The sequence below is a fragment of the Anaeromassilibacillus sp. An250 genome (assembly GCF_002159845.1).
In the GTDB taxonomy this organism is placed as follows: domain Bacteria; phylum Bacillota; class Clostridia; order Oscillospirales; family Acutalibacteraceae; genus Anaeromassilibacillus; species Anaeromassilibacillus stercoravium.
The window spans coordinates 182,544-204,383 of record NZ_NFJK01000002.1 but is presented as its reverse complement, the minus strand read 5'-3'; the positions used below and the strand labels follow the sequence as shown (position 1 = coordinate 204,383).

The following is a 21,840-nucleotide window of genomic DNA, read 5'->3' as shown; positions in this document are numbered from 1 at the left end:
GGCACACCAACAAGGGCTTGTCCATACGGTCCTTTTGGAGCTACTGGGCAGACTCGAACTGCCGACCTGCTGATTACGAATCAGCTGCTCTACCGACTGAGCCACAGTAGCATATTTAGTACGGCTGACTTTGATAGTATACAAAATTTTTATTCAAACGTCAAGGGCTTTTCGAAAAAAAAGTACATTTTCTATAAACTTTTCTCTATATCCGCGGATACTATTTTTATCGCCTCTAATTCCGTGAAGATTATTGACATAATAATCCGAAAATCATGTAACTATATTATAATATAGCATATAGATCTAGAATTTATAAGAAAGATGGGAATAGGCCTTGACTAACAAAAAGCTTTGCGATAAGTTGCGTACTTTGCGGGAGAATAATGGATTCAAACAGATGGAAATCGCGAAAATTTTAAATTGCTCGCGTTCCACCTATACCTATTACGAAACCGGAAAAACCACACCTTCTATTTCCGTTTTAAAGCTGCTGGCGAAGATCTATAACGTTTCCCTGATGGAGCTGTTGATGGACGAGTCGGAGGCAGGGCAATTGCGGGATTCGAGTAGGAGCGATAGTTTTGACCACATCAAATACATCTATGACCTTTCGGCAGACGAACGGTTGCTGGTTGGCATTTTCCGTTCTGCCACGCCGGAAGAGCAGGAAGAAATCTTACAGAGTGCCAACGACATCTGCGGTCTGAAAAAATAAAACCCCCTCTTTCGTCTTGCAAGGCGCCGTACCATGTGTTAAACTAATAAAGAAGAAAAACAAAGTCAAAGCGTACCTGTCCAAAAGGGGGACGAGTGGCTTTGGCTTTTTTGTAACGCATAGCCCTTACCTGGGGACTTTGCAAGGTTTCGGGCATGTGGTTGTCGCGGCGTCCGCAAGGACAAAGGGAGGATTTCTCATGGAATTTGATGCTTTTACCGGCGGAGTCGAGCCGGGGGGGCTCCGCACCAAAAATCAGATCCGGATCTTAATCTGCTATCTGCTCTCCAGCGTGGACGCTCCTCTTTCCCGACAAGACATCATCGGTATTATGCAGGATAACGGGCTTGCCAATTATTTTGAAGTGACGGACGCATTAGCGGAACTTTTGGGCAATGGCAATATTACCGCCGATGAAGAGCATCCCGATCTGCTTTCCGCCACACGGCAAGCGCGCATGATCGCCAAACAATTGGATGCGGCTGTGCCGCTCTCCGTTCGTGAACGGGCGGTTTCCGCAGCGGTCAACCTATTGGCCGCCGCAAAGCGCGAGCGGGAAAACAAGGTGGAAATCAACCGGACAGAGCGCGGATACAATGTGACCTGCCACGTTTCCGGGGGCGACATGGAGCTGATGAACTTTACACTCTATGTCCCGGACCTCTTTCAGGCCCGCATGGTAAAGCGCAACTTCCACCGCGCCCCGGAAAACGTCTATCGCATGATGCTGGCGCTGGTCACCAATAACCGGGATATGGTTTCCGACCTTTTAAAGGAAATGAAGGGCTGAACCGTCATCCTTCAAATTGCTCCAGCACGCGCCGTGCTGCGGCGATTTCCCGCTCATCGGTTTCAAAAATGGTATATTCACTCATCATAGGCAGTCCCATATGCACATCGGATTTCCGATAGGCCATGGCACTGTCTTTTTCTTTTTTGGCGGACAAATGGAAGCTTTTTGCGCCCGTCTTGGCGGCAAGCTGCGCCATATTGGCGGAATGGACGCCGCTGCCCACAAGAATGTCCACTTTCCCGCCGGCAGCCTGTACCAAATCATGCAGGAGCGCCGCTCCTTCGAGCGCGCTGTCCCTCTGCCCGGAGGTTAGGATGGTATTGACCCCTAGTTCCTTTGCTTCTTCCAGCGCGCGGAACGGATCTGCACAGACGTCGAACGCGCGGTGCAGCGTCAAGTGGCAGTCCCCGCAGAGTTCCCGGATCCGCTTCATGCGGGAAAGATCGAGATTCCCATCCGGCTGTAAAAAGCCCACAACAATTCCGTCCGCCCCCGCCTCCACAAAGGCTTTCACATCTTCCGCCATCACTGCGAATTCCTCTTCCGAATAGCAAAAATCTCCGAACCGTGGGCGAATCAGCACATGTACACGCATCCCTGTGCGTTCTTTGACCTGACGGAAGAAGGAAAGACCCGGCGTCAAACCGCCAACGACCAATCCGCTGCAAAGCTCCAGGCGGTCCGCTCCGCCGCGGTGGGCTGCTTCCGCCGAAGCCGTGCTGTCCACGCAAGCTTCCAAAAGAAAATCCTTCATAAGTGACCTCCCATATTTTTCTTTTTCCGATTGTATCACATTCCGGTGGAAAAATCCAGATAAGCGGTGATCCCTTCAAAATAAAGCTCTGGATGCTCAGGCCCTTCGTTAAGCATCATCCATTTTTGAAACGGCTGGCAATTCTTCTTCCCTATACAAAGATCAGGTTTAGCAAAAGCAAGAGCGTCACCCCTGGGATTCCCGCTGCGCCGGACACCCCGATCGCCAGGGGGCTGAGCGGGATGGAGACCCCGGTAAAAACGCCTGTCAAATTGACGGCAACCAAAGCGCATAGGCCCATCACAATCCCTCCTATGGCGCGCTGGACTGGATGCGCTGCCCGTACAATAGCCTGCAAAAGCACCAACAGGGCAAAAACGCCCAATCCAATCAAAAGCATCGTCCAATGATTCATGTCCCTTTCCCCTTTCCCATAGCAATCTGAAACATCTGCCCATTACACCGCGGAAAATGGCCCGGAAGATGGAACGCTTGGTGCGGCCGGGCTTCTTTTTCTCACATCACTCCTTTTCCAAAAACTCCCCGTAAAACAAGGGAAGGGACAAGCCCACCATGGACTTATCCCTCTGCCCTCTTCGGTTGAAACGGTTCGCAGCTGATCCCTTTGCGCCGCGCCGTCCCCAACAGATAACGGTACCGCGCCTGTAACGCCTCGCGCTGGTAGATGCATGCTTCGATCAAATTTTCATCGCACTCCAGCTGGAACCAAAGGTCGTTGCAGGCCATGAGCCGCGCAACCTCCCGGAGTTCCTCCAGGAGCTGCCGTTTCTCCTGTTCCTGCTTTTTATCTGTCTCCCGGCTGTCCACACGTTGTATCAGTTTCAACACCGTTTCCATACGCACACCACTTTCCATTGCCGTCCTCATGCATTGGAAAAAGAGCGCTTCCTCAATGCATGAATCTTCCGCGTGTATTTTTATTTCTATGTGAATATGGTGGACATTTATTCCATCCTTTATACCAGTTTGCGGTAAAAAGCTTTAAAAAATAAAAAAAGCCCCGAAAGGGACTCTGAAATAGAGCGCTCTTTCCGGGCATTGCCGATTATGCATTTTCAGGCGTAGGCTCCACCGGGAGGAAATCAATCCGCCCGCTTGCGACGTCCGCCGCCACAGCCTTGACGCGCAGCGGCTGGCCGATGGTCAGCTTCCGGCCGGTGGTGGCGTCGTATTGCGTAATCATTCCATCAAATTCAAAATGGGCCCCTTCAAAGGAGGTGATGGGGACAAACCCTTCCACTGTATTGGGAAGCTCGACAAATACCCCCCGCATGGTTACGCCGCTGATGACACCGGTGGCCTCTTCCCCGATATGCTGCCGCATATATTCCGCCATGTAGCAATCCTCTGCACTGCGCTCCGCCGCCATCGCCCGGACCTCGCATTTGGAGGAATTCGACGCTGCTTCGCGGGCAAACTCCGTATAATGCGCGGCAATCTGCTTATCCTTTGCAAGGTACGCGGACAGGATGCGGTGGATCGCCGTGTCCGGGTACCGCCGGATCGGGGAGGTAAAATGGCAGTAGTCCTCCAAAGCCAAGCCGAAATGGCCGACCGGCTGGGTATCATAACGCGCCTTTGCCATGGTGCGCAGCAGCTGATGGGAAATCACCCTCTGCGCGGGCGTCCCTTCCGCCTGCTCCATGATCGCCGCAAAATCCGCCGTCTTGACGCTTGCGCTGTGCCGCAGGGAGACCGGATTCAATCCCAAGGCCCCCACTAAATCGGCCAGGGACTCTACACGGTCCGGGGCCGGCTGTTCGTGGATACGATACACAAAGGGGAGGTTGGCGCGTTTCGCCAATTGCGCTGCCGCCTGGTTTGCGGTAATCATCAATTGCTCGATCATCTGCTCCGCCTCCCCGCTCTCGCGGGGCTGCACATCCACGCAGACGCCCTGCCCGTCCAATACAAAGCGGGACTCTGTGCTGTCCAATTCCACCGTGCCACTGCGCTTCGCGCGTGCCTTCAGGATCTCCGCAAGCTCCCGCGCCGCATGGAGCGACCGGATGACCGGCGAATATTTTTTGCGCAGCGCTTTATCCGCCGTCCCGTTGAACAGCTGATTGACCTCGCCGTAAACGCCGCGCACCTTCGAATTGATGATGCTCTTCCGGAAGCGGAACGAAAGGATCGTCCCCTGCTTGTCCAATTCGATGATGGCGGAAAACGTAAGTTTATCTTCCCCCGCATTGAGCGAGCAAACGCCGTTGCTCAGCGCTTCCGGCAGCATGGGGATCACGCGGTCCGCAAAGTAAACCGACGTACCGCGCTCCCGCGCCTCTAAGTCGATGGCGCTTCCCGCCTTGACATAATGCGATACGTCCGCAATGTGCACGCCCAGGCGATACCCCAGTCGCGTACGGCTGACGGAGATCGCGTCGTCCAGGTCCTTTGCGTCCGGCCCGTCGATCGTACAGATGCCGAGCCCGCGCAGGTCGAGGCGGCCTTTGCGGTCTTTCTCCGTGATCTTTGACTTTCGAATCTTTTCCGCCTCTGCGAGGACCTCTTCCGGGAATTCCGTCCGAATCCCATTCTGGTCAATGATGGCATCCGCGCAAATCTTTGCGCTGTCCGAATTGCCATAAACCTTGATTACGCGGGCAGTCAGCCGGTCCGTCCCGGGAATCTGCTGGATCTCCGCCTGCGCTTTCACATGCGGGCGGAGATGTGGCAAGCTTTTCCTGGAAAGAGAAAGGTTGTAACGGATGGCGTCATCCGGCGCAAATTCCAGCCCCTCTTCGCCCTCCACCAACGTCCCGGTGAGCAGACGGCTCGCCCGTTCAGTGATCTGTTCCACATCTGCGGAAAGCCCCTTGCCGCTGCGCTCCAAATGGTTCAACACAACGGTATCCCCGATGAAGGCGGACTTCAGATGATCCGCATGGATGAACAAATCCTCCCCGCCGTCCTCCGGGCGGGCAAAGGCAAACCCCTTGCTCAGGGAGACAATCACCGCTCTTTTGACCCCGTTGATCTTCTCCACCGGACCGCGCAATTTTTCGCGGAGTGTGCCGCTGAAAGGCCGCTTTTCCCTTGGGGAACCCGCCCGTTTCGAACGCGCGGAAGACGCGGCAAGGCGCACGCGGTGCTTTTTATTGACCTGCAAAACCCCTTGCTGCCGCAGCTGGTCCATCGCCCGATAAAACAATTTTGGATCTTTTACACGCATTTTTTTCATCAGCCCACGCGAAGTCATCGCCTGCGGCGTCTTTTGCACAAACTTTAAAATCTGATCTTTCATTTCTTCCAACATACTCGATACTCCTATTGCGCCCATCGTGCGGCGCTTCTCAACAAAAATTCTTCCCAGTCCCTGTGCAATTTATTGCTTTCTCTTTTGGATTCTTGGCAGAAAAAAGCCCCGCTTATACAAGCGGGGCTTTTCGCGTCTTGATTTACGGGGCAAAGAACACAAGCGCATTCAGACCGATGACAAGGACAAAGAATCCAATTGCAAACACCTTTGTCCACCGGGCAAGGAACGCGTCAACTGTGCGGGCCTGGTTCTTCGCAAGGAATGTATCCGCACCGCCTGTAATTGCTCCGAGCCCTGCCTGATGGCCTTCCTGCAACAGAACAACAACAATGATGGCGACGGAGAACAGAATCAGGACAATCCCCAAGATAATCTGCCAAACGCCCATAGTGCACCTCCGAAAATAGAACTGGGACGATTCTCCCAATCCGCTTTTTAGCTTAGAATATAATAGCACAAACACGCCTGTATTGCAAGCATCTTTTCGAAAGGTGTATTTTCTATTTTAAATACATCTATATTTTTCACATATTCTTTATAAAAATTGTTTAAAATAATTTCAAATCTGTAATTTTTATTGACAATTTTAAAGTATATTATTATTTTAGAATTAGTAGATATATAGGAGGATGATTCCATTTTTATTATGAACAAGCAGGAAGTCGTTGTAGCTTAACGTTAGATTTGCATGATAGTTCTCGGACATATACCACGGCAGAACTTGCGCCTATTGTGGCCGATTCTATTAGCAATAAAAAGAGACCCGTAATGATTGGTATGGCGAAAGGAAGTAATACTCATTACGTTGTTGCTTATGCATACAGTGGAGAATTAATTTATATTAAAGATCCTGCTTCTTACAATTATCCCACTCTTCAAGACTATACCAACCAAGGATATATCATTAATCGGGTTTATAGTTACAAGTACTAATTTTGAATCGTCATATTAAGAGGGAGCTTTTTTATGAAAAAACATTGTTATCTATTAACATCAATTGTACTGCTATTCATTTTTTATGGCTGTACAAATTACGGAAATCCCTCATCATCGAATATAAATAATTCCACTCCTATTTCTTCCAACCAAAGTATTGATGATTCGCAAGCTCCTGAATTTTTGCCTACGGACTCCTCAACCGAATATGCCAAGGTCATTCAAGGCTATTCGCTTCAGGACATCGGTTTGACGGTGGACACATCCAAAACGTTTCACGATCCCAATCGGAACGCCGATGGCCTCTGGGGAGCGGAACACACGGCAGTCCCCGACTATTGGAACAGCGGCGAATTTTACGGAAACGTGACCCGCATCCATGTGGATACCAGCGAGCGGATGGTCGACTTTACGCCTAACAACATGTTTATTCTGCAATGTTTTAAAGAGAGCGAATGCAACGATGGAACTTGCGTCCTGCTAAACGAGCAATCCATCCCCACCGCAGACGTCCGGAAAACATGCATAGTGGAAAAAAACGGCTATTTGATTTGCGACGTGACAGGCTTTTTCTATTCGGACGAGAGCTTCGAAGACCGAATCCAGGAACAGCAAGATCTCTTTCCCGACTATGATTTTGAATGGGCTCTCTCCGTCTATGATTATGTCTCCGAAAACCTGTTGGACCTCATCCAGCCCGAGGCCGCATGAAGTCCCGCGCTATTTTCCAATCTGATGCACAGAATCACGTATAAACCGAACCGGATACGGACATTCTAACAAAGGAATTCCGGGATGCATGCGTTTGCCGTTTCGGAAACCGCTTCGGGCGCTGGCGGCTATTGGCCGCTGGCGCCCGTTTGCTTTTGTAACACATCGCAATCCGGTAAGAAATGGTATGGATTCGCCCCTAGCGTATAAGCGAAGCGGAAGAACCGGTTCTTCGGTTCTCCCGCTCCATCTTTCGATTGCTATATGCCGGTTTCTGTCCCCGGCCATCCTTCGTCCGCATCCGGTCTCCACAATCGGATGCGCTGGCAAAAATTACAGTGTCAGCTGTTCCCCTTCGGTCTCCTCCGGGGTGGGCAGCGCGCCCAGTGCAGGGATATTCTTGCGGTAGCGGTCCGGCTTTTTCAGCATCCCCTCGGCATACGGCACCGCCCGCAGCAGACGCCCGCCCTTGCGCAGTGTCATCGCCGCAACGCCCTGCGTATTGCGCGTCGTCTTAGGCTGTATGGCGCCCGTATGCATCAGGAGCATCCGCCCCTGCGCGCTGGTGAGAAGGAACTCACAGTCCTCCTGGATATACGCGATGGATGCCGCCGGGGATTTATCGCTGTACGCGCCGAGCAGCTTCCGGCGGTTCGTCTTGGTCGCGTAGGATTCCATATTGACCTTGGCAACTTTGCCATTCTCAAAGAAGAACAGCATATACCCGCCGTAGTCCTTTGTCACCGCCATATAAATGGCGTTTTCGCCCTCGTCCATTCCGAGCTTCGCGGGGATGTATTCGCCCAATACGCTGGCCTTGGTGTCCCCAAAATCGGAGGCCTTCGCCTTGTACACCTGCGCCCGGTCCGTAAAGAACAGAAGGTCCACATTGTTGGTGCTCTCCACCTGCTGCACCACCTCGTCGCCCTCTTTGAGCTTCTGCTCCCCGCTCATGCGCAGCGACTGCGGTGTGATCTTCTTGAAATACCCGTCGCGGGTGAAAAACAAATGCACGGGATAATCGGGGATTTCCTCCTCTTCCCGGTACTCCTCCAACTCGTCGGAATAGAGCAGCATCGTGCGGCGCGGCTGGCCGTATTGCTTTGCCACCGCCTGCAATTCCTTGATGATGATCCCCTTGACCTTTGCCTTGCTGTCCAGAATCCCCTGGAGCTCCGCGATGTCCTTTTCCAGCTGGCCAACCTCTTCCGTTCGCTTGAGGATGTATTCCCGGTTGAGGTGGCGCAGTTTGATCTCGGCCACATATTCCGCCTGCACCTCGTCGATGCCGAAGCCGATCATCAGGTTCGGGACCACCTCGGCCTCCTCCTCCGTGTTGCGCACAATGGCCACGGCCTTGTCGATGTCCAGCAGGATCGCTTGAAGGCCCTTGAGCAGATGGAGCTTGTCGCGCTTTTTGCTCAGGTCAAAATGCGTGCGGCGGCGCACGCATTCGATGCGGAACGCCACCCACTCCTGCAACAGGTCGCCCACGCCGAGCACGCGCGGGACGCCCGCGATCAACACGTTGAAGTTGCAGGAGAAGCTGTCCTCCAAGGGCGTAAACTTAAACAGGCGCTGCATCAGGCGGTCCGGGTCTACGCCGCGCTTCAGGTCAATGGTGATCTTCAGCCCATCCAGGCCCGTTTCATCGCGGATGTCGGAAATCTCCTTGAGCTTGCCGTGCTTTACCAGATCCACCACTTTTTCGACAATCGCTTCCACCGTGGTTGTAGGGGGAATCTGCGTGATGTCGATGCAGTTGACGGATTTGTCGTAGCTATACCGCGCGCGCACGCGGAAGCTGCCGCGTCCGGTCCGGTAAATCTCCTGGATGGACTTTGCATCGTAAACGAGCTGGCCTCCGCCGGGGAAGTCCGGCGCCAGCAGGGTGGTGGCGATGTCGTGCTCCGGGTCGCGCATCAGGGCAATCGTCGTCTGGCAGACCTCCGCCAGGTTAAATGGGCAGATGGAACTCGCCATGCCAACCGCGATGCCCGTGTTGGCATTGACCAGCACGGACGGGAAGCTTGCGGGCAGTAGGGTGGGTTCCTTCAAGGTGTTGTCGTAGTTGTCTACGAAATCCACGGTGTCCTTGTCAATGTCGTTGAAGAGCTCCTTGCAGAGATCGTCCAGACGGGCCTCTGTGTAACGGGAGGCCGCCCACGCCATGTCCCTGGAATAAAATTTGCCAAAGTTTCCCTTGGAATCGATGTATGGGTGCAACAGCGCCTCATAGCCCCGGCTCAAGCGCACCATGGTATCATAGATGGCGGCGTCGCCGTGGGGATTCAGCTTCATCGTCTGCCCCACAATATTGGCCGATTTGGTGCGGGTCGGGCCCAGCAATCCCATCTTATACATGGTGTACAGCAGCTTCCGGTGCGCCGGTTTGAAGCCGTCGATTTCCGGGATGGCGCGGGAGAGAATCACGCTCATCGCATAGGGCATGTAGTTCTCTTCCAGCGTGCGGGTGATCCGCTGTTCCACCACCTCGCCCGCGCCTTCAATCACGCCGTTCGCCTTGGGACGGGCTTGGGGCGGGTCTTTGCGTTTTTTCGGCATCTGTTTCCCCTCCTTAGCTCACGTCCGCCGTATCGATGTAGCGGTATCCATTCTCTGCGATGAAATCCTTCCGCCCGGAGAGATTGTCCCCCAAAAGGAGGTCAAACATCTCCGCCGTCCGCGCCGCGTCCTCCGGCATGACCTTAATCAGGCGGCGTGTCTCAGGGTTCATCGTGGTCAAATTCATCATATCCGGTTCATTCTCGCCCAACCCCTTGGAGCGCTGGATGGTGTACTTTTTCCCCTCCAGCTGCTTGAGGAAATCGTCCTTTTCCTTCTCCGTGTAGGCGAAATACGTCTCATTTTTCGTCGTGATTTCAAACAGCGGGGACTCCGCGATGAACACCTTCCCCTCGTTGATGAGGGTCGGCGTCAGCCGGTACAGCATGGTCAGCAGCAGCGTGCGGATCTGGAAGCCGTCCACGTCCGCGTCCGTGCAGAGGATGACTTTGTTCCACCGCAGCAGCGACAGGTCAAAAGTGGAAAGCTCCTTGTTGGCCTTTGCTTTGACCTCCACGCCGCACCCCAGGACCTTCAAAAGGTCCGTGATGACCTCGCTCTTAAAGATCTTATCGTAATCGGCCTTGAGGCAGTTCAAGATCTTGCCGCGGATCGGCATGATCGCCTGGAAATTCGGGTCGCGCGCCTGTTTGCAGGCGCCCAGGGCGGAATCGCCCTCCACGATAAAAATTTCCCGCTCGCTCGCGTCGCGGCTGCGGCAATCCACAAATTTGGCCACGCGGCTCGTGACGTCCATGGTGCTGGTGAGCTTTTTCTTGATATTCAGGCGGGTTTTTTCCGCATCTTCGCGGCTGCGCTTATTGATGAGCACCTGCGCGGCGATTTTGTCCGCCTCCATCGGGTTTTCAATAAAGTAGATTTCCAGCTGATGGCGGAGCATCTCCGTCATCGCCTCCTGGATGCCCTTGTTGGTGATGGCCTTCTTCGTCTGGTTCTCATAGGAGGTCTGGTTGGAGAAGGAGGAAATTACCAGGACCAGGCAGTCCTCCACATCGGCAAAGGTAATTTTGCTCTCGTTCTTGTTGTATTTCCCCGTCTGCTTCAAATACGCGTCGATCTGGTAGACAAACGCATTGCGCACCGCCTTGTCCGGCGCGCCGCCGTGCTCCAGCCAGCTGGAATTGTGGTAGTATTCAACCTGTTTATTGCGGTTGGAAAAGGCCAGCGCCACATTGATCTTGGTGCGGTATTCCGGCTTGTCGGCGCGGTCGCGCACCTTGCGCTCCGTCTGCCAGAACTGCACCGAGGTCAGCGCATCCTCCCCCACCATTTCCTTCACATGATCGACAATGCCGTTTTGGTACAAAAATTCCGTGGTCTCAAATTTGCCGTTCACCTGGTTGCGGAACACAAATTTGATGCCGTCGTTGACAATGGCCTGCCGCTTGATGGTATCCAGATAGTACTCCACAGGGATATGGATATCCGTAAAGACCTGGATATCGGGCTTCCAGCGAATCTTGGTCCCGGTTGCCTTTCCGCTGTACGGTTCTTTTTGCAGGCCGCCCACATTTTCGCCGCGCTCAAAATGCAGGGTATACCGGAACCCGTCGCGGCACACCTCCACATCCATATACTCGGAGGCATACTGCGTGGCGCACAGGCCCAGGCCGTTCAGCCCCAGGGAATACTCATAGCTCTCTGCGGAGGCGTTGTTGTATTTGCCGCCCGCATACAGCTCGCAGAAGGCCAGCTCCCAGTTGTAGCGCTGCTCCTTCTGGTTATAATCCACCGGGCAGCCGCGCCCGCGGTCAATCACTTCCACCGAATCGTCGGCAAAGCGTGTGATGGTGATCTCCTTGCCATAGCCTTCGCGCGCTTCGTCGATGGAGTTGGATAAAATTTCAAAGATCGAATGCTCGCATCCCTCGATCCCGTCCGAGCCAAAGATCACGGCTGGACGGCGGCGGACCCGGTCCGCCCCCTTCAGGGAGGAGATGCTCTCATTGCCGTAAACCGGTTTTTTTGCCATTTTTGCCCTCTCCTCAATCACTCAAAAAGTCCAAATCATATACAACACGTAATTATATGTCAAAACAATACAATTTGCAAATAAAATTGTCCGCCGCTGACTGGCAAAAAAAGGACGCTGCGCAATGCAACTTCTGCATTGGCAGCGACCCCTTTGACACACATTTTATAAACAACAATCAATGTTTCTCTGTATCGAAATCGCTGACGAACGAATCGGACTGCGGCTTTTCCTCCTGGGGCTTTTCCTCCGGAGGCTGATAGGTCCCTTCCATCACGGCGCGGAATTCCTCGCCGCTCATCTTTTCGTTGTGGAAAAGGAATTCGGCCACCTTCTGCAGTTGATCCATATGCTCGGTCAGGATGCGTTCCGTCTTGTGATATGCATCCTCCACCAACATCTTGATCTCGTTGTCGATCGCGGAGGCAGTCTCCTCGGAATAATTGCGGATATGCCCCATGTCCCGGCCGAGGAACGGTTCGCTGTCGTCCGTACCGTACTGGATCGGTCCCAACTTGTCGCTCATGCCGTACTTGGTCACCATGGAGCGTGCAACCTTGGTGGCGCGCTCGATGTCGTTGGAGGCGCCCGTCGAGATGTCGTCCAACGTCAGGGCTTCGGCCACACGGCCGCCCAAAAGCACCACCAGGTCCTCCTTCATCTCCTTGCGGGACTGATAGGAGCGGTCCTCCGTCGGCAAATGCATGGTATAACCGCCCGCCATACCGCGCGGGATAATCGAAATCTGATGCACCGGGTCCTGCGTGGGGCAATAGTAGGTCGCCACGGCATGGCCGGCCTCATGATATGCCGTCAGCTTCTTTTCGCGGTCCGTCATCACGTGGCTCTTCTTCTCCGTGCCCACCACAACCTTGATCGTGGCCTCTTCGATTTCCGCCATGGTGATCGCCTTCAAATTCCGGCGTGCCGCCAACAGTGCGGCCTCGTTCAGAAGGTTTTCCAAATCGGCGCCGGTAAAGCCAGCGGTCGATTTTGCGATTGTCTTGAGATTCACATCCGGGGCAAGCGGCTTGCCGCGCGCATGGACCTTGAGGATCTCCTCGCGCCCCTTGATGTCCGGGTAGCTCACCACCACCTGGCGGTCAAAACGGCCGGGCCGCATCAAAGCCGGGTCCAAGACGTCCGGGCGGTTCGTGGCCGCGATCATAATCACGCCTTCGTTCGCGCCAAAGCCGTCCATCTCCACCAGGAGCTGGTTCAACGTCTGTTCGCGCTCATCATGGCCGCCGCCCAGACCTGCGCCGCGCTGACGGCCCACCGCGTCGATCTCATCGATAAAGATGATGCAGGGGGAATTCTTCTTCGCCTGTTCGAACAGGTCGCGCACACGGGAGGCGCCAACACCGACAAACATCTCCACAAAGTCGGAACCCGAAATGGAGAAAAACGGCACGCCCGCCTCGCCTGCGACTGCACGGGCCAGCAACGTTTTACCGGTTCCCGGAGGGCCCACCAACAGAACGCCCTTGGGGATGCGCGCGCCGAGCTCGTTGTACTTCTTCGGATTCTTGAGGAATTCTACGATCTCGCGCAGTTCCTCCTTTTCCTCGTCCGCACCGGCTACATCGGCAAAGGTCGTCTTGCGCTTTTCGTCGGCCATCTGCTTAATCTTGGCCTTGCCGAAGTTCATCTGCTTGCCGGCATCCCCCATGGTGGAATTCAGACGTTTCATCATAAACCACCACAGGAAAACGCCCAACCCCAGCACGATCAGCATGGGCAGCATGCTCACCAGCCAGGAGGTCTCGGGAGCGCGCTGGATGTCGCGCTGCATGCGCGCATTGCCCGGATGGTTGGCGTTGTATTCATCCACATAGGGCTGAATCTCCTGCAACAGATAGGTCGAATTCGGCGCCGTATAGTTGATGATCGTCTTGCTCTCGTCGTTGAGCTGGAGGCGCATCTCGCCCGTGCCCATATTGATCGAGAAAGCCGTGACCTGCTGATCTTCAAAGTAATTCACGATGTCCGAATAGACATAGCTCTTCTCGGTGGGGCGGCTGCTAAACAACAGGCCGATCACCAAAAACAGCGCAATCGGAATGCCGAGATAGATCAGCAGACGTTTCATTTTGTCTCTATTGTCCAAGTTATCCACTCCTTCACAGAGGGACGGTCAGCCGCCGTACACCTCCGGCTTTAAAATGCCCACAAAGGGAAGATTCCTATATTTCTCATCGTAATCCAGCCCGTAGCCCACAATAAAGGCGTCCGGGACCGTTGTGCCAACATAATCTGCGGTTATGTCTACGGTGCGACGCTCCGGCTTATCGAACAGCGTGCACAGCCGGATGCTCCGGGGACCACGGGATTGCAGGAGCTCCAGTATGTAGCTCAGCGTCATGCCGCTGTCCAGGATGTCTTCCACCACCAACAGGTCGTAGCCAGCCAGCGGAATGTCCAGATCTTTGACAATCTTGACGACGCCGGAGGTTTTCACGCCCGAACCGTAGCTGGACACCGACATAAAATCCACCCGGCAGGGAACGGAAATGGCCCGCATCAGATCCGCCATAAAGACGACGGACCCCTTCAGGACGCTCACCATCAGCAGATTCTTGTCCTTATAATCCTCGCTGATTTGTTTCCCCATCCGCTGGACAATGTTGGCCAGATATTCTTCGCTAAAAAGCACCTCTTTGATGTCGTTTAACATGTTCTGCCCGTTCCTTTCCTCATGAATTGTCTGAAACACGTTGATCCGCTGCTTCCTCCGGCTCCCATACGGTAATCAGAAGCATCTGCTCCGCATCCTTTGGCACACGGGCACGCTCCGACGGACCAAAGCCCTCCATCCATAGAATTTCCTTCCCATCCTCCAATAGGAGGATGCGATCCCGCAGCAGAGGCTCTATTTTAGCCTCATTAAACAGCTTTTTTAACGATTTCGAAACGCCGCGCTTCGCCGGACGGAAGCAATCTCCCTCCCGGCGGTTTCGAAAGAACAGTTTAGATGTAATTGTATCATAGTTGATGCAATTATGAAATAACAAATTTTTAAATTTATTTTGGTTCTCCAGGTCTTTCTTGTGGATTTTCCTTAAAGCGGCCATCCGGCCGTCCGGCAGGCGGGTCGTTTCCCCTGTGACGGGCAGACTCCAAGGGGGAAGCGGCTTCTGCGCCACAAAGAGAGTATTGCCCTGCACAGCGAGTTGTATTCCACCCGGCGCGCTCAGGCTGCCGCGCCCCGCGCGGACCATCGCCGCCGCCTGTTCCAGATGAATTGCCTCCGGCTGGGCGCCTCCCGCACGCCGGAGGATTCGCTCCAGCGCCCGGACCAAAATAGCCGTGGGCAGCGCCGCAAGTTCCGTGCGGGAATAGCCGTTTGGCGTTTTTGCCTGTTCGACCGCCCGCTGTGCCTCCTCCTGCAAATAGGCCTCGTCGCGGGCAAGACGCGCTGTCATCCCCGCAATCTCCCGTTCCAACGCCGGGTTGACCGCTTTGAGCGCGGGCACCACGTCCAGCCGGACCCGGTTGCGGGCAAACCCGCGGTCGGCATTGGTTTGATCCGTCACGTATGGCAGATGGTAAAACCGGCAATACGCCTCCACCTGTTCCCGCGTGATGCGCAAAAACGGGCGCACAATCATCCCCCGCACCGGCGGGATTCCACACAGCCCGCGCAGCCCCGCGCCGCGCGTCAGATGCAGCAGCACGGTCTCCACCTGGTCCGAAAGGGTGTGCGCTGTGGCGATGCGGTCCGTCTCGCGGTCCGCCAGCTCCTGAAAGAAGGCATACCGCACCTCGCGCCCGCATTCCTCAAGGCCGAGATTGCGCTCCCGCGCCTGCTGCTTTACATCCGCATGCAGGACGCGCAGAGGGATTCCGCTTTCTTCGCACCAGCGCCGGACCACCTCTTCGTCCTGATCGGCCGCGCTCCCGCGCAAGCCGTGGTTGACATGGGCCGCCAACACCTGCAAATCGGTGTGATAAACGAGAAAATGGGTAAGCGCCATCGAGTCGGCCCCACCGGACAGGCCGACAATCACCCTGCCCTGCGGTGGGAAAAGGCCAAACTCGGCGATTACCCCTTTGATTTGGCCTAGGATCTGCTGCATCTCCTCATTCATGACGCAGCACCTCCTGGGCGGTAAAACGCATAAATTCACCCTGCCAATGCAGCGGGACCGTCTTTGTCTCGCCATGGCGGTTCTTTGCAACAATACACTCGCCGCTGTTGCGGTCCTCCGATTCGCCCGGCGCATCCGCAGAGGCATAGTAATCTTCGCGGTACAAAAACAGGACGATGTCCGCATCCTGTTCGATGGAACCGGAATCGCGCAGGTCTGAGAGCATGGGACGGTGCGTGGTGCGCTGTTCGCTCGCACGGGAGAGCTGGGACAGCGTCAGCACCGGGACGTTGAGTTCCTTTGCCATGATCTTCAAATTTCGCGTGATCTCGGAAATCTCCTGCACACGGTTTCCGTCCCCGCTGCGCTTGGTGGAACCGGACATCAGCTGCAAATAGTCGATCACCACGAGGTCCACGTCCTTGAGGCGGCGCAGCTTTGCCTTCATCTCCGGGACCGTGATGCCGGAGCTGTCGTCAAAATACATCTGCGTTTTCGAGAGGATGTCGCCGCCCTCGATCAAGCGGACCCATTCCTCCTCCGTGAGCTTGCCGGTGCGCAATTTGGTGCCGCCCACCAGGGCCTCCGTGGAGAGCAGGCGCGAAACCAGCTGCTCCTTGGTCATTTCCAATGAAAAAAAGGCGACGCGCTTGTCCGCCTTGACCGCCGCATGGCGTGCGATGTTCAGCGCAAAGCTCGTCTTGCCCATGCCGGGGCGGGCCGCCAAGAGGATCAAATCCGAACGGTTCAGCCCCGTGATGGTGTCGTCCAGCTCCTTGATGCCGGTGGGCACGCCCTTATATTGGTCACTGTCCGGCGAATTGAGCAGATCCAGCCGGTCGAGCGTCTGGATGATGATCTCGTCAATCCGCTGCAACCCCTGCATATTCTTCCCGCGCCGGATGTCGAAGATGCGTTGCTCCGCGGAATCCAACAGGGTCGCTGCATCCGCCGTCCCGTCCGCTGCCTCTTCCATGATCTCCCGCGCGGTGGTAATCAGCGTGCGGATGTCGTACTTGTCCCGGACAATCCGGGCGTACGACTCCACATTGCTGATGGACGGCACGATCTGCGCCAATTGCAGCAGATACGTCTTCCCGCTCGCCTCGTCAAACTCCCGGCTCTCTTTGAGCTTCTCCAGGACCGTGACAAAGTCCACCGGCTTGCCCAGGGTAAACATATCCAGCATCGCGCCGTAGATCAGGCCGTTATTCGTCTGGTAAAAGTAATCGGGCCGCGGCAAAATCTCCGCCACGCGGTCCAGGCAGGAGGAATCCAGCAGGATCGCGCCCAGCACGGACTGCTCGGCCTCCGGGCTGAACGGCAAATTCAAAGCGCTATAGCCCGTTGAAAGATTGTCCATCCCGGAACCTCCTCCTTACTTCTGATATGCAAAATCCAAAATTACTCCGCTTCGGAAACCACCGCATAAATCTTCGCGCTGATCCCTGTATAGAGCTTGATCTGGCATTCATATGTGCCGAACGCTTTAATATCGCCGTCGATTTCGATCTTGCGCTTGTCGATGTCGATGTGATAGACCTTCTTGATCTCCTCTGCGATCTCCTTCGCCGTGACGGACCCAAACAGGCGGCCGCCCTGCCCGCCCTTGGCATACAGCTTGATGCTCTTGCCCTCGAGCTTTTCCGCGGCGTCCTTCGCATTGGCCTTCTCCACTTCGATCTTGTGCGCCTTCGCAGCCTCTGCGTTCTTCAATTCGTTCATCGCCTGCGCATTGGCCTCTTTCGCCAGCTTGCGCGGGAACAGGAAGTTGCGGGCATAGCCGTCCGAAACGCTGACGAGCTCCCCTTTCTTACCGGTCCCCTTAATATCCTGAAGCAATACGACTTTCATGATTGTTCCCTCCATCTTAAAAAAACTGTTCCAGTCCCTGATGGAAACCAGAGACGGACCGGAACCACGGAGAAAGGCAGGAAACGCCCTGTCTTTCTCCGTGATTCCGATGCAAAAAACCCTTTATTTCTGCCCAGCCGGGAGCTGCGCTTTTTCTTTGATCGCTGCCACCAGCTTAGTCCTTGCCTGTTCAATGGTCAAATTGGGAAGCTGGGTTGCCGCCATCGTGAGATGGCCTCCGCCCCCCAACACCTCCATCACCAGCTGGACGTTGATGTCCCCCAGGGAGCGCGCGGAAATATTCATCACATTCCCCGTTGGGTAGATGACAAAGGACGCCTTAACGCCCCGGATGGAAAGCAGCTCGTCCGCCGCCTGCGAGGAGACGACCCGGATGTCCGGGAATTCCTTATCGGCGCAGGCGATGGCGCAGTTCTGTTGAATCTCGGCCCCGGAGACAATTTTATACTTCGCCTTATAGCTGTCGATGGAATCGGCAAACATGCGCTTGACCTCCACCGTATCGGCTCCACGGCGGCGCAGGTAGGCGGCCGCCTCAAAGGTCCGCACGCCCGTCTTGAGCACAAAGCTCTTTGTATCCAGCATAATTCCCGCCAAAAGCGCTTCGGCCTCGTGCTGGGTGAGCGTGCTATCCCCGATGTATTGCACCAGTTCCGCCACCATCTCCGAGGCGGAACTGGCATAGGGCTCGTGGTAAAAGACAATGGCATTGTCAATGCGCTTGACCATCAGGCGATGGTGGTCGATCACCACCACGCGGCTCACATGGTTGAGCAACTCGCGGCTTTCCACAAAGTCCGGGGAATGCGTATCGACCACAATCAACAGCGTTCGCGGGGACAACTGCTCCATCGCGTCCATCGGGGAAAGGAACACCACGCGGTCGCCCGAATTGGCATCGATCCGTTCCACGATCTGCCCCGCAAGCGTTTGCTGGCGGTCCACCACGACAAAAGCGGGTTTGTGAAGCGCCTTTGTAATCACGCTCCACAGGCCGACCGCCGCACCCATCGAGTCGAGGTCAGAAAAGCGGTGCCCCATAATCAACACGTTTTCCGACTCTTTGATGTGGTCGGAGAGCGTCGCAGCGATGACCCGCGTGCGCACCTTGTCGCGCTTTTCCACGCCCTTGCTCAAGCCGCCAAAAAACTCATATGTATCGTTTTTCTGCTTGACGGCCACCTGGTCCCCGCCGCGCCCCAGCGCCATTTCCAGCGCTTTGCGCGCCCATTGTTCCGCCTCTTGCAGAGATTCCGCCCCGCGCGCCACGCCGATCGAAACCGTCGCGCTGCGGCGCTCCCCCGCCTTGATTTCCCGGATCTTGTCCAGGACTTCAAAGCGTTTCTCCATGGCCTGCCGGATATGAATTTCATCCGTCAGGATCAAAAAGCGCCCGCCGGAGAGCCGCCGGAGGAAGCCGCCCATGCTCTGCGCCCATTCGGTGAGCACCTGCTCCACCTCCGAGGCAATGCGCGCGTCCTCGCTGCCGCTGGAATCGCGCGCCAATTCCTCCCGGTTATCAAAATGCGCCAGCGCTACTACCGGGTGCTTTTCCACATATTCCCGGTTGATCGCCTTATAATAGGTGTCGTCCACCAAGCAGAGGATATGCCCCTGCTCCGTCTTTGACGCAAATGCAGTAAACTGCCGGTCCCCGATGGTCACATCCGTCCCTTTGGCCGCCACCACCTGCTGGATGGTGTGCGGGTACAGGAACTTCATCACATTTTCCCCGCGGCAATCGCGCGCCCTACCCGCGCTCTCTAAAAAGGCGGCGTTGGCCCAAACAATGTCCCCCGCCTCCCCCACGATCGCCATGGGCATGGTAAACTGTTCCAGAGCATCGTACTCTTTTCCGAAGAGCACCTTCTTGGCCGCTTTGACAGAGGTGTATACATAGCTCTGGAAGCGGATATGCACAATGGCAATGGCGAGGATCGCTACAACGGCTACCACCGCCTCGATGAAAAAAACCATCTTGTGGCCGGTAAACCAGCTGATCAGCGCCATAATCAGCATCGCCGCCGCCAGTACAAAGCAGATCGGCGATGCCACCCAAACCTTTTTTTTCACGGTTGATCTCCTTCAACACTCCCGTGCTTCTTGCGCATGGCAGGGCCTCAGACCTCCATAATGATGGGGAGGATCATCGGGCTGCGGCGCGTGCGCTCATACAGGAACCGGGAAAGTTCATCTTTGATGCGCGTCTTGAGCGTGCCCCAATCGTGGATATGGTGCTCGGAACAGCTCTCCAACGCCGCGGCGACGCGCTTTTTGGCCTCGTCGATCAACGGCTCCGCCTCACGCACATAGACAAATCCGCGGGAGACCACATCCGGGCCGGCCACGATCTGCCCGTTGTCGTCGATGGTACATACCACGACAATCAGGCCGTCCTCTGCCAGATGCTTGCGGTCCCGCAGCACAATGCTCCCCACGTCCCCTACGCCGAGGCCGTCCACCAGGATACGCCCGGCGGGTACGGAGGTGAGCTTCTTCATATACTCGTGATTGATCTCCAACACATCGCCGATGTCGCCGATATAGACATTGGCGGGGTCCATCCCCATAGAGATGGCCAGCCCTGCATTTTTACGCAGGTGCTTTTGCTCGCCATGGAACGGGATGAAATATTTCGGCTTTGTGATGCCCTGGATGATTTTGAGTTCCTCCTGGCAGGCGTGGCCGGACACATGCACTTCATACATGGATTCGTAAATCACTTCGCAGCCCCGCTTTAAGAGCTCATCGACCACCGCGCCCACGGTCTTTTCGTTGCCGGGGATCGGCCTTGCCGAAATAATGATAAAGTCCTCCGGGCCGACCTCCACCTTCCGGTGGTCGGCAAACGCCATGCGCGTCAAAGCGCTCATCGGCTCCCCCTGGCTGCCGGTTGTAATCAAGACCACTTTCTCGCGCGGGTACCGGTTGAGCAGGTCGATGTCGATCAACACGCCGTCCGGAACCTGTAAATAGCCCATTTCCACCGCGATACCCATGACGTTCAGCATGCTTCGGCCCGAAAGCGCCACCTTGCGGCCATAGCGCACCGCACAGTTGATAATCTGCTGCACGCGGCTGATGTTGGAGGCAAATGTCGCGATGATAATGCGCTTCTTCTCCGCCTTCTTAAACAGGCTTTCGAAGGTATTGTCCACCATTTGCTCGGTCTTGGTGTAACCGGGACGCTCCGCGTTGGTGGAATCGGCCAGCAATGCCAAAACGCCCTCGTTTCCCAGCTCTGCAAAGCGGCCCAAGTCGATCATCTCGCCCCAAGCGGGCGTGCAATCGATCTTAAAGTCGCCGGTGTAAACCACCGTGCCAGCGGGCGAGTGGATGGCAAAGCCCACAGAATCCGGGATCGAATGGTTCACATGGATGAATTCCACATCCATGCAACCCAATTTCACCGTCTGGCCCGGCTTGACCACATTCATCTTGACCTTCCCGGAAAGGCCGTGCTCTTTGAGTTTCCCATCGACCAAACCAAGGGTCAGCATCGTGCCGTAGATGGGCAAATTCACCCTTTTGAGCAGATACGGCAATGCACCGATGTGGTCCTCGTGCCCATGCGTGAGCACAATCCCGCGGATCTTATCCGCATTGCGCTCCACAAAGGTGAAATCCGGCAGCACCAGGTCTACGCCCAGCATATCGTCGTCTGGGAAAGACATGCCGCAGTCGACGATCAGCATATCGCCCTCACACTCGTAGAGGGTAAAGTTTTTCCCGATCTCATTCAGGCCGCCCAAAAAGTAAATCCGGATGGACGGCTTCTTCGCTCCACTGTTCTGCCCCCGCTTTTTTCCCCGCGGGGCCGCAGCCTTTGTTTCCTTGCTGTTCTGGTGCTGTGCCTTTTCCGGCTCCGCCTTTTTCGGAGCACGGCGCATCGTGCGGCGCTTTGACGGTTCCGCTTTCGCCGCCGGCGCCTCCGCCTGGATGGGCTGTTCCGGCCGCTGCGGCAGCGTCACTTTCCCATAAAGCGCAGGGTGGATGCCCGCCGCTATACCCATCTCGTTTTTCTCAGGCGGATTGGATGTTCCTTCATGATTCCTATTTTGTTCTATCAAAGTACAACCTCCATTGTCTCTTGGATACGCCGATAAAACGCCCGCCTGCAAACG

General features: G+C 55.4%; 17 protein-coding genes and 1 tRNA gene. 3 read left to right on the top strand and 15 right to left on the bottom strand.

The window, feature by feature from the left end:
• Positions 1 to 35 precede the first annotated feature (35 nt).
• Positions 36 to 111, bottom strand: a tRNA-Thr gene (locus B5F54_RS02565).
• 226 nt (positions 112 to 337) lie between these two features.
• Between B5F54_RS02565 and B5F54_RS02560 the strand changes: the two genes are divergently transcribed.
• Both B5F54_RS02560 and B5F54_RS02555 read left to right on the top strand, forming a co-directional pair.
• The gene (locus B5F54_RS02560) at positions 338 to 718 is read left to right on the top strand and encodes a helix-turn-helix domain-containing protein (protein WP_087230051.1); all 381 of its coding nucleotides are present in this window, start codon (positions 338 to 340) and stop codon (positions 716 to 718) included.
• Positions 719 to 917: 199 nt separating this feature from the next.
• Positions 918 to 1,508 carry a DUF4364 family protein gene (locus B5F54_RS02555; RefSeq protein WP_087230048.1) on the top strand — a complete coding sequence of 197 codons (591 nt, stop codon included), beginning with the start codon at positions 918 to 920 and terminating at the stop codon, positions 1,506 to 1,508.
• Positions 1,509 to 1,512: 4 nt separating this feature from the next.
• Here B5F54_RS02555 and B5F54_RS02550 read toward each other — a convergent pair whose 3' ends face one another.
• The 5 genes from B5F54_RS02550 to secG all read right to left on the bottom strand — a co-directional run bounded on the left by B5F54_RS02550 (position 1,513) and on the right by secG (position 5,933).
• Positions 1,513 to 2,265 (bottom strand): copper homeostasis protein CutC, encoded by a 753-nt coding sequence (locus B5F54_RS02550; protein WP_087230045.1) that lies wholly within the window; start codon positions 2,263 to 2,265, stop codon positions 1,513 to 1,515.
• Positions 2,266 to 2,416: 151 nt separating this feature from the next.
• Positions 2,417 to 2,680 (bottom strand): pro-sigmaK processing inhibitor BofA family protein, encoded by a 264-nt coding sequence (locus B5F54_RS02545; RefSeq protein WP_087230042.1) that lies wholly within the window; start codon positions 2,678 to 2,680, stop codon positions 2,417 to 2,419.
• Between the two features lie 164 nt (positions 2,681 to 2,844).
• On the bottom strand, positions 2,845 to 3,141 hold the full coding sequence (locus tag B5F54_RS02540; RefSeq protein WP_242969614.1) for a DUF2508 family protein: 297 nt from the start codon (positions 3,139 to 3,141) through the stop codon (positions 2,845 to 2,847).
• Between the two features lie 190 nt (positions 3,142 to 3,331).
• Positions 3,332 to 5,542: a ribonuclease R gene (rnr, locus tag B5F54_RS02535; RefSeq protein WP_087230039.1), complete on the bottom strand. Its 2,211-nt coding sequence runs from the start codon at positions 5,540 to 5,542 to the stop codon at positions 3,332 to 3,334.
• A 142-nt stretch (positions 5,543 to 5,684) separates the two neighbouring features.
• Positions 5,685 to 5,933, bottom strand: coding sequence for a preprotein translocase subunit SecG (gene secG, locus B5F54_RS02530; protein ID WP_087230036.1), 249 nt, complete (start codon positions 5,931 to 5,933; stop codon positions 5,685 to 5,687).
• Between the two features lie 731 nt (positions 5,934 to 6,664).
• On the opposite strand from secG, the gene B5F54_RS02525 reads away from it, so the two are divergent.
• A complete protein-coding gene (locus tag B5F54_RS02525) occupies positions 6,665 to 7,192 on the top strand; it encodes a hypothetical protein (RefSeq protein ID WP_140400312.1) in 528 nt (175 codons plus the stop codon).
• A gap of 333 nt (positions 7,193 to 7,525) precedes the next feature.
• On the opposite strand, the gene B5F54_RS02520 is transcribed toward B5F54_RS02525, so the two are convergent.
• From B5F54_RS02520 to B5F54_RS02480, 9 genes are all read right to left on the bottom strand, one after another.
• A complete protein-coding gene (locus tag B5F54_RS02520; RefSeq protein WP_087230030.1) occupies positions 7,526 to 9,757 on the bottom strand; it encodes a DNA gyrase subunit A in 2,232 nt (743 codons plus the stop codon).
• 13 nt (positions 9,758 to 9,770) lie between these two features.
• Positions 9,771 to 11,750 (bottom strand): DNA gyrase/topoisomerase IV subunit B, encoded by a 1,980-nt coding sequence (locus tag B5F54_RS02515; RefSeq protein ID WP_087230027.1) that lies wholly within the window; start codon positions 11,748 to 11,750, stop codon positions 9,771 to 9,773.
• Positions 11,751 to 11,928: 178 nt separating this feature from the next.
• Positions 11,929 to 13,860, bottom strand: coding sequence for an ATP-dependent zinc metalloprotease FtsH (ftsH, locus tag B5F54_RS02510; RefSeq protein WP_087230024.1), 1,932 nt, complete (start codon positions 13,858 to 13,860; stop codon positions 11,929 to 11,931).
• A 27-nt stretch (positions 13,861 to 13,887) separates the two neighbouring features.
• Positions 13,888 to 14,427, bottom strand: a complete 540-nt coding sequence (gene hpt / locus B5F54_RS02505; protein WP_087230316.1) for a hypoxanthine phosphoribosyltransferase — start codon at positions 14,425 to 14,427, stop codon at positions 13,888 to 13,890.
• Between the two features lie 19 nt (positions 14,428 to 14,446).
• Complete coding sequence (gene tilS, locus B5F54_RS02500; RefSeq protein ID WP_242969613.1) at positions 14,447 to 15,841, bottom strand: tRNA lysidine(34) synthetase TilS; 1,395 nt, start codon at positions 15,839 to 15,841, stop codon at positions 14,447 to 14,449.
• Positions 15,834 to 17,204, bottom strand: a complete 1,371-nt coding sequence (gene dnaB, locus B5F54_RS02495) for a replicative DNA helicase (RefSeq protein ID WP_087230021.1) — start codon at positions 17,202 to 17,204, stop codon at positions 15,834 to 15,836. The genes tilS and dnaB overlap by 8 nt, the downstream gene beginning before the upstream one ends.
• A 41-nt stretch (positions 17,205 to 17,245) precedes the next feature.
• Positions 17,246 to 17,695 carry a 50S ribosomal protein L9 gene (rplI, locus tag B5F54_RS02490; RefSeq protein WP_087230019.1) on the bottom strand — a complete coding sequence of 150 codons (450 nt, stop codon included), beginning with the start codon at positions 17,693 to 17,695 and terminating at the stop codon, positions 17,246 to 17,248.
• Between the two features lie 123 nt (positions 17,696 to 17,818).
• Positions 17,819 to 19,789 (bottom strand): DHH family phosphoesterase, encoded by a 1,971-nt coding sequence (locus tag B5F54_RS02485; protein ID WP_087230016.1) that lies wholly within the window; start codon positions 19,787 to 19,789, stop codon positions 17,819 to 17,821.
• Between the two features lie 47 nt (positions 19,790 to 19,836).
• Entirely contained in the window at positions 19,837 to 21,606 is a 1,770-nt protein-coding gene (locus B5F54_RS02480) for a ribonuclease J (protein WP_419761402.1), read from the bottom strand.
• Positions 21,607 to 21,840: the final 234 nt, after the last annotated feature.

Excerpts from the sequence above, each read along its gene's own strand:
- B5F54_RS02550 (WP_087230045.1), bottom strand. The coding sequence starts at position 2,265 with ATGAAGGATTTTCTTTTGGAAGCTTGCGTGGACAGCACGGCTTCGGCG.
- rnr (WP_087230039.1), bottom strand. The coding sequence starts at position 5,542 with ATGTTGGAAGAAATGAAAGATCAGATTTTAAAGTTTGTGCAAAAGACG.
- B5F54_RS02480 (WP_419761402.1), bottom strand. The coding sequence starts at position 21,606 with ATGCGCCGTGCTCCGAAAAAGGCGGAGCCGGAAAAGGCACAGCACCAG.
- rplI (WP_087230019.1), bottom strand. The coding sequence starts at position 17,695 with ATGAAAGTCGTATTGCTTCAGGATATTAAGGGGACCGGTAAGAAAGGG.
- tilS (WP_242969613.1), bottom strand. The coding sequence starts at position 15,841 with ATGAATGAGGAGATGCAGCAGATCCTAGGCCAAATCAAAGGGGTAATC.
- B5F54_RS02515 (WP_087230027.1), bottom strand. The coding sequence starts at position 11,750 with ATGGCAAAAAAACCGGTTTACGGCAATGAGAGCATCTCCTCCCTGAAG.
- secG (WP_087230036.1), bottom strand. The coding sequence starts at position 5,933 with ATGGGCGTTTGGCAGATTATCTTGGGGATTGTCCTGATTCTGTTCTCC.
- B5F54_RS02545 (WP_087230042.1), bottom strand. The coding sequence starts at position 2,680 with ATGAATCATTGGACGATGCTTTTGATTGGATTGGGCGTTTTTGCCCTG.
- dnaB (WP_087230021.1), bottom strand. The coding sequence starts at position 17,204 with ATGGACAATCTTTCAACGGGCTATAGCGCTTTGAATTTGCCGTTCAGC.
- B5F54_RS02555 (WP_087230048.1), top strand. The coding sequence starts at position 918 with ATGGAATTTGATGCTTTTACCGGCGGAGTCGAGCCGGGGGGGCTCCGC.
- B5F54_RS02540 (WP_242969614.1), bottom strand. The coding sequence starts at position 3,141 with ATGGAAAGTGGTGTGCGTATGGAAACGGTGTTGAAACTGATACAACGT.
- hpt (WP_087230316.1), bottom strand. The coding sequence starts at position 14,427 with ATGTTAAACGACATCAAAGAGGTGCTTTTTAGCGAAGAATATCTGGCC.
- B5F54_RS02520 (WP_087230030.1), bottom strand. The coding sequence starts at position 9,757 with ATGCCGAAAAAACGCAAAGACCCGCCCCAAGCCCGTCCCAAGGCGAAC.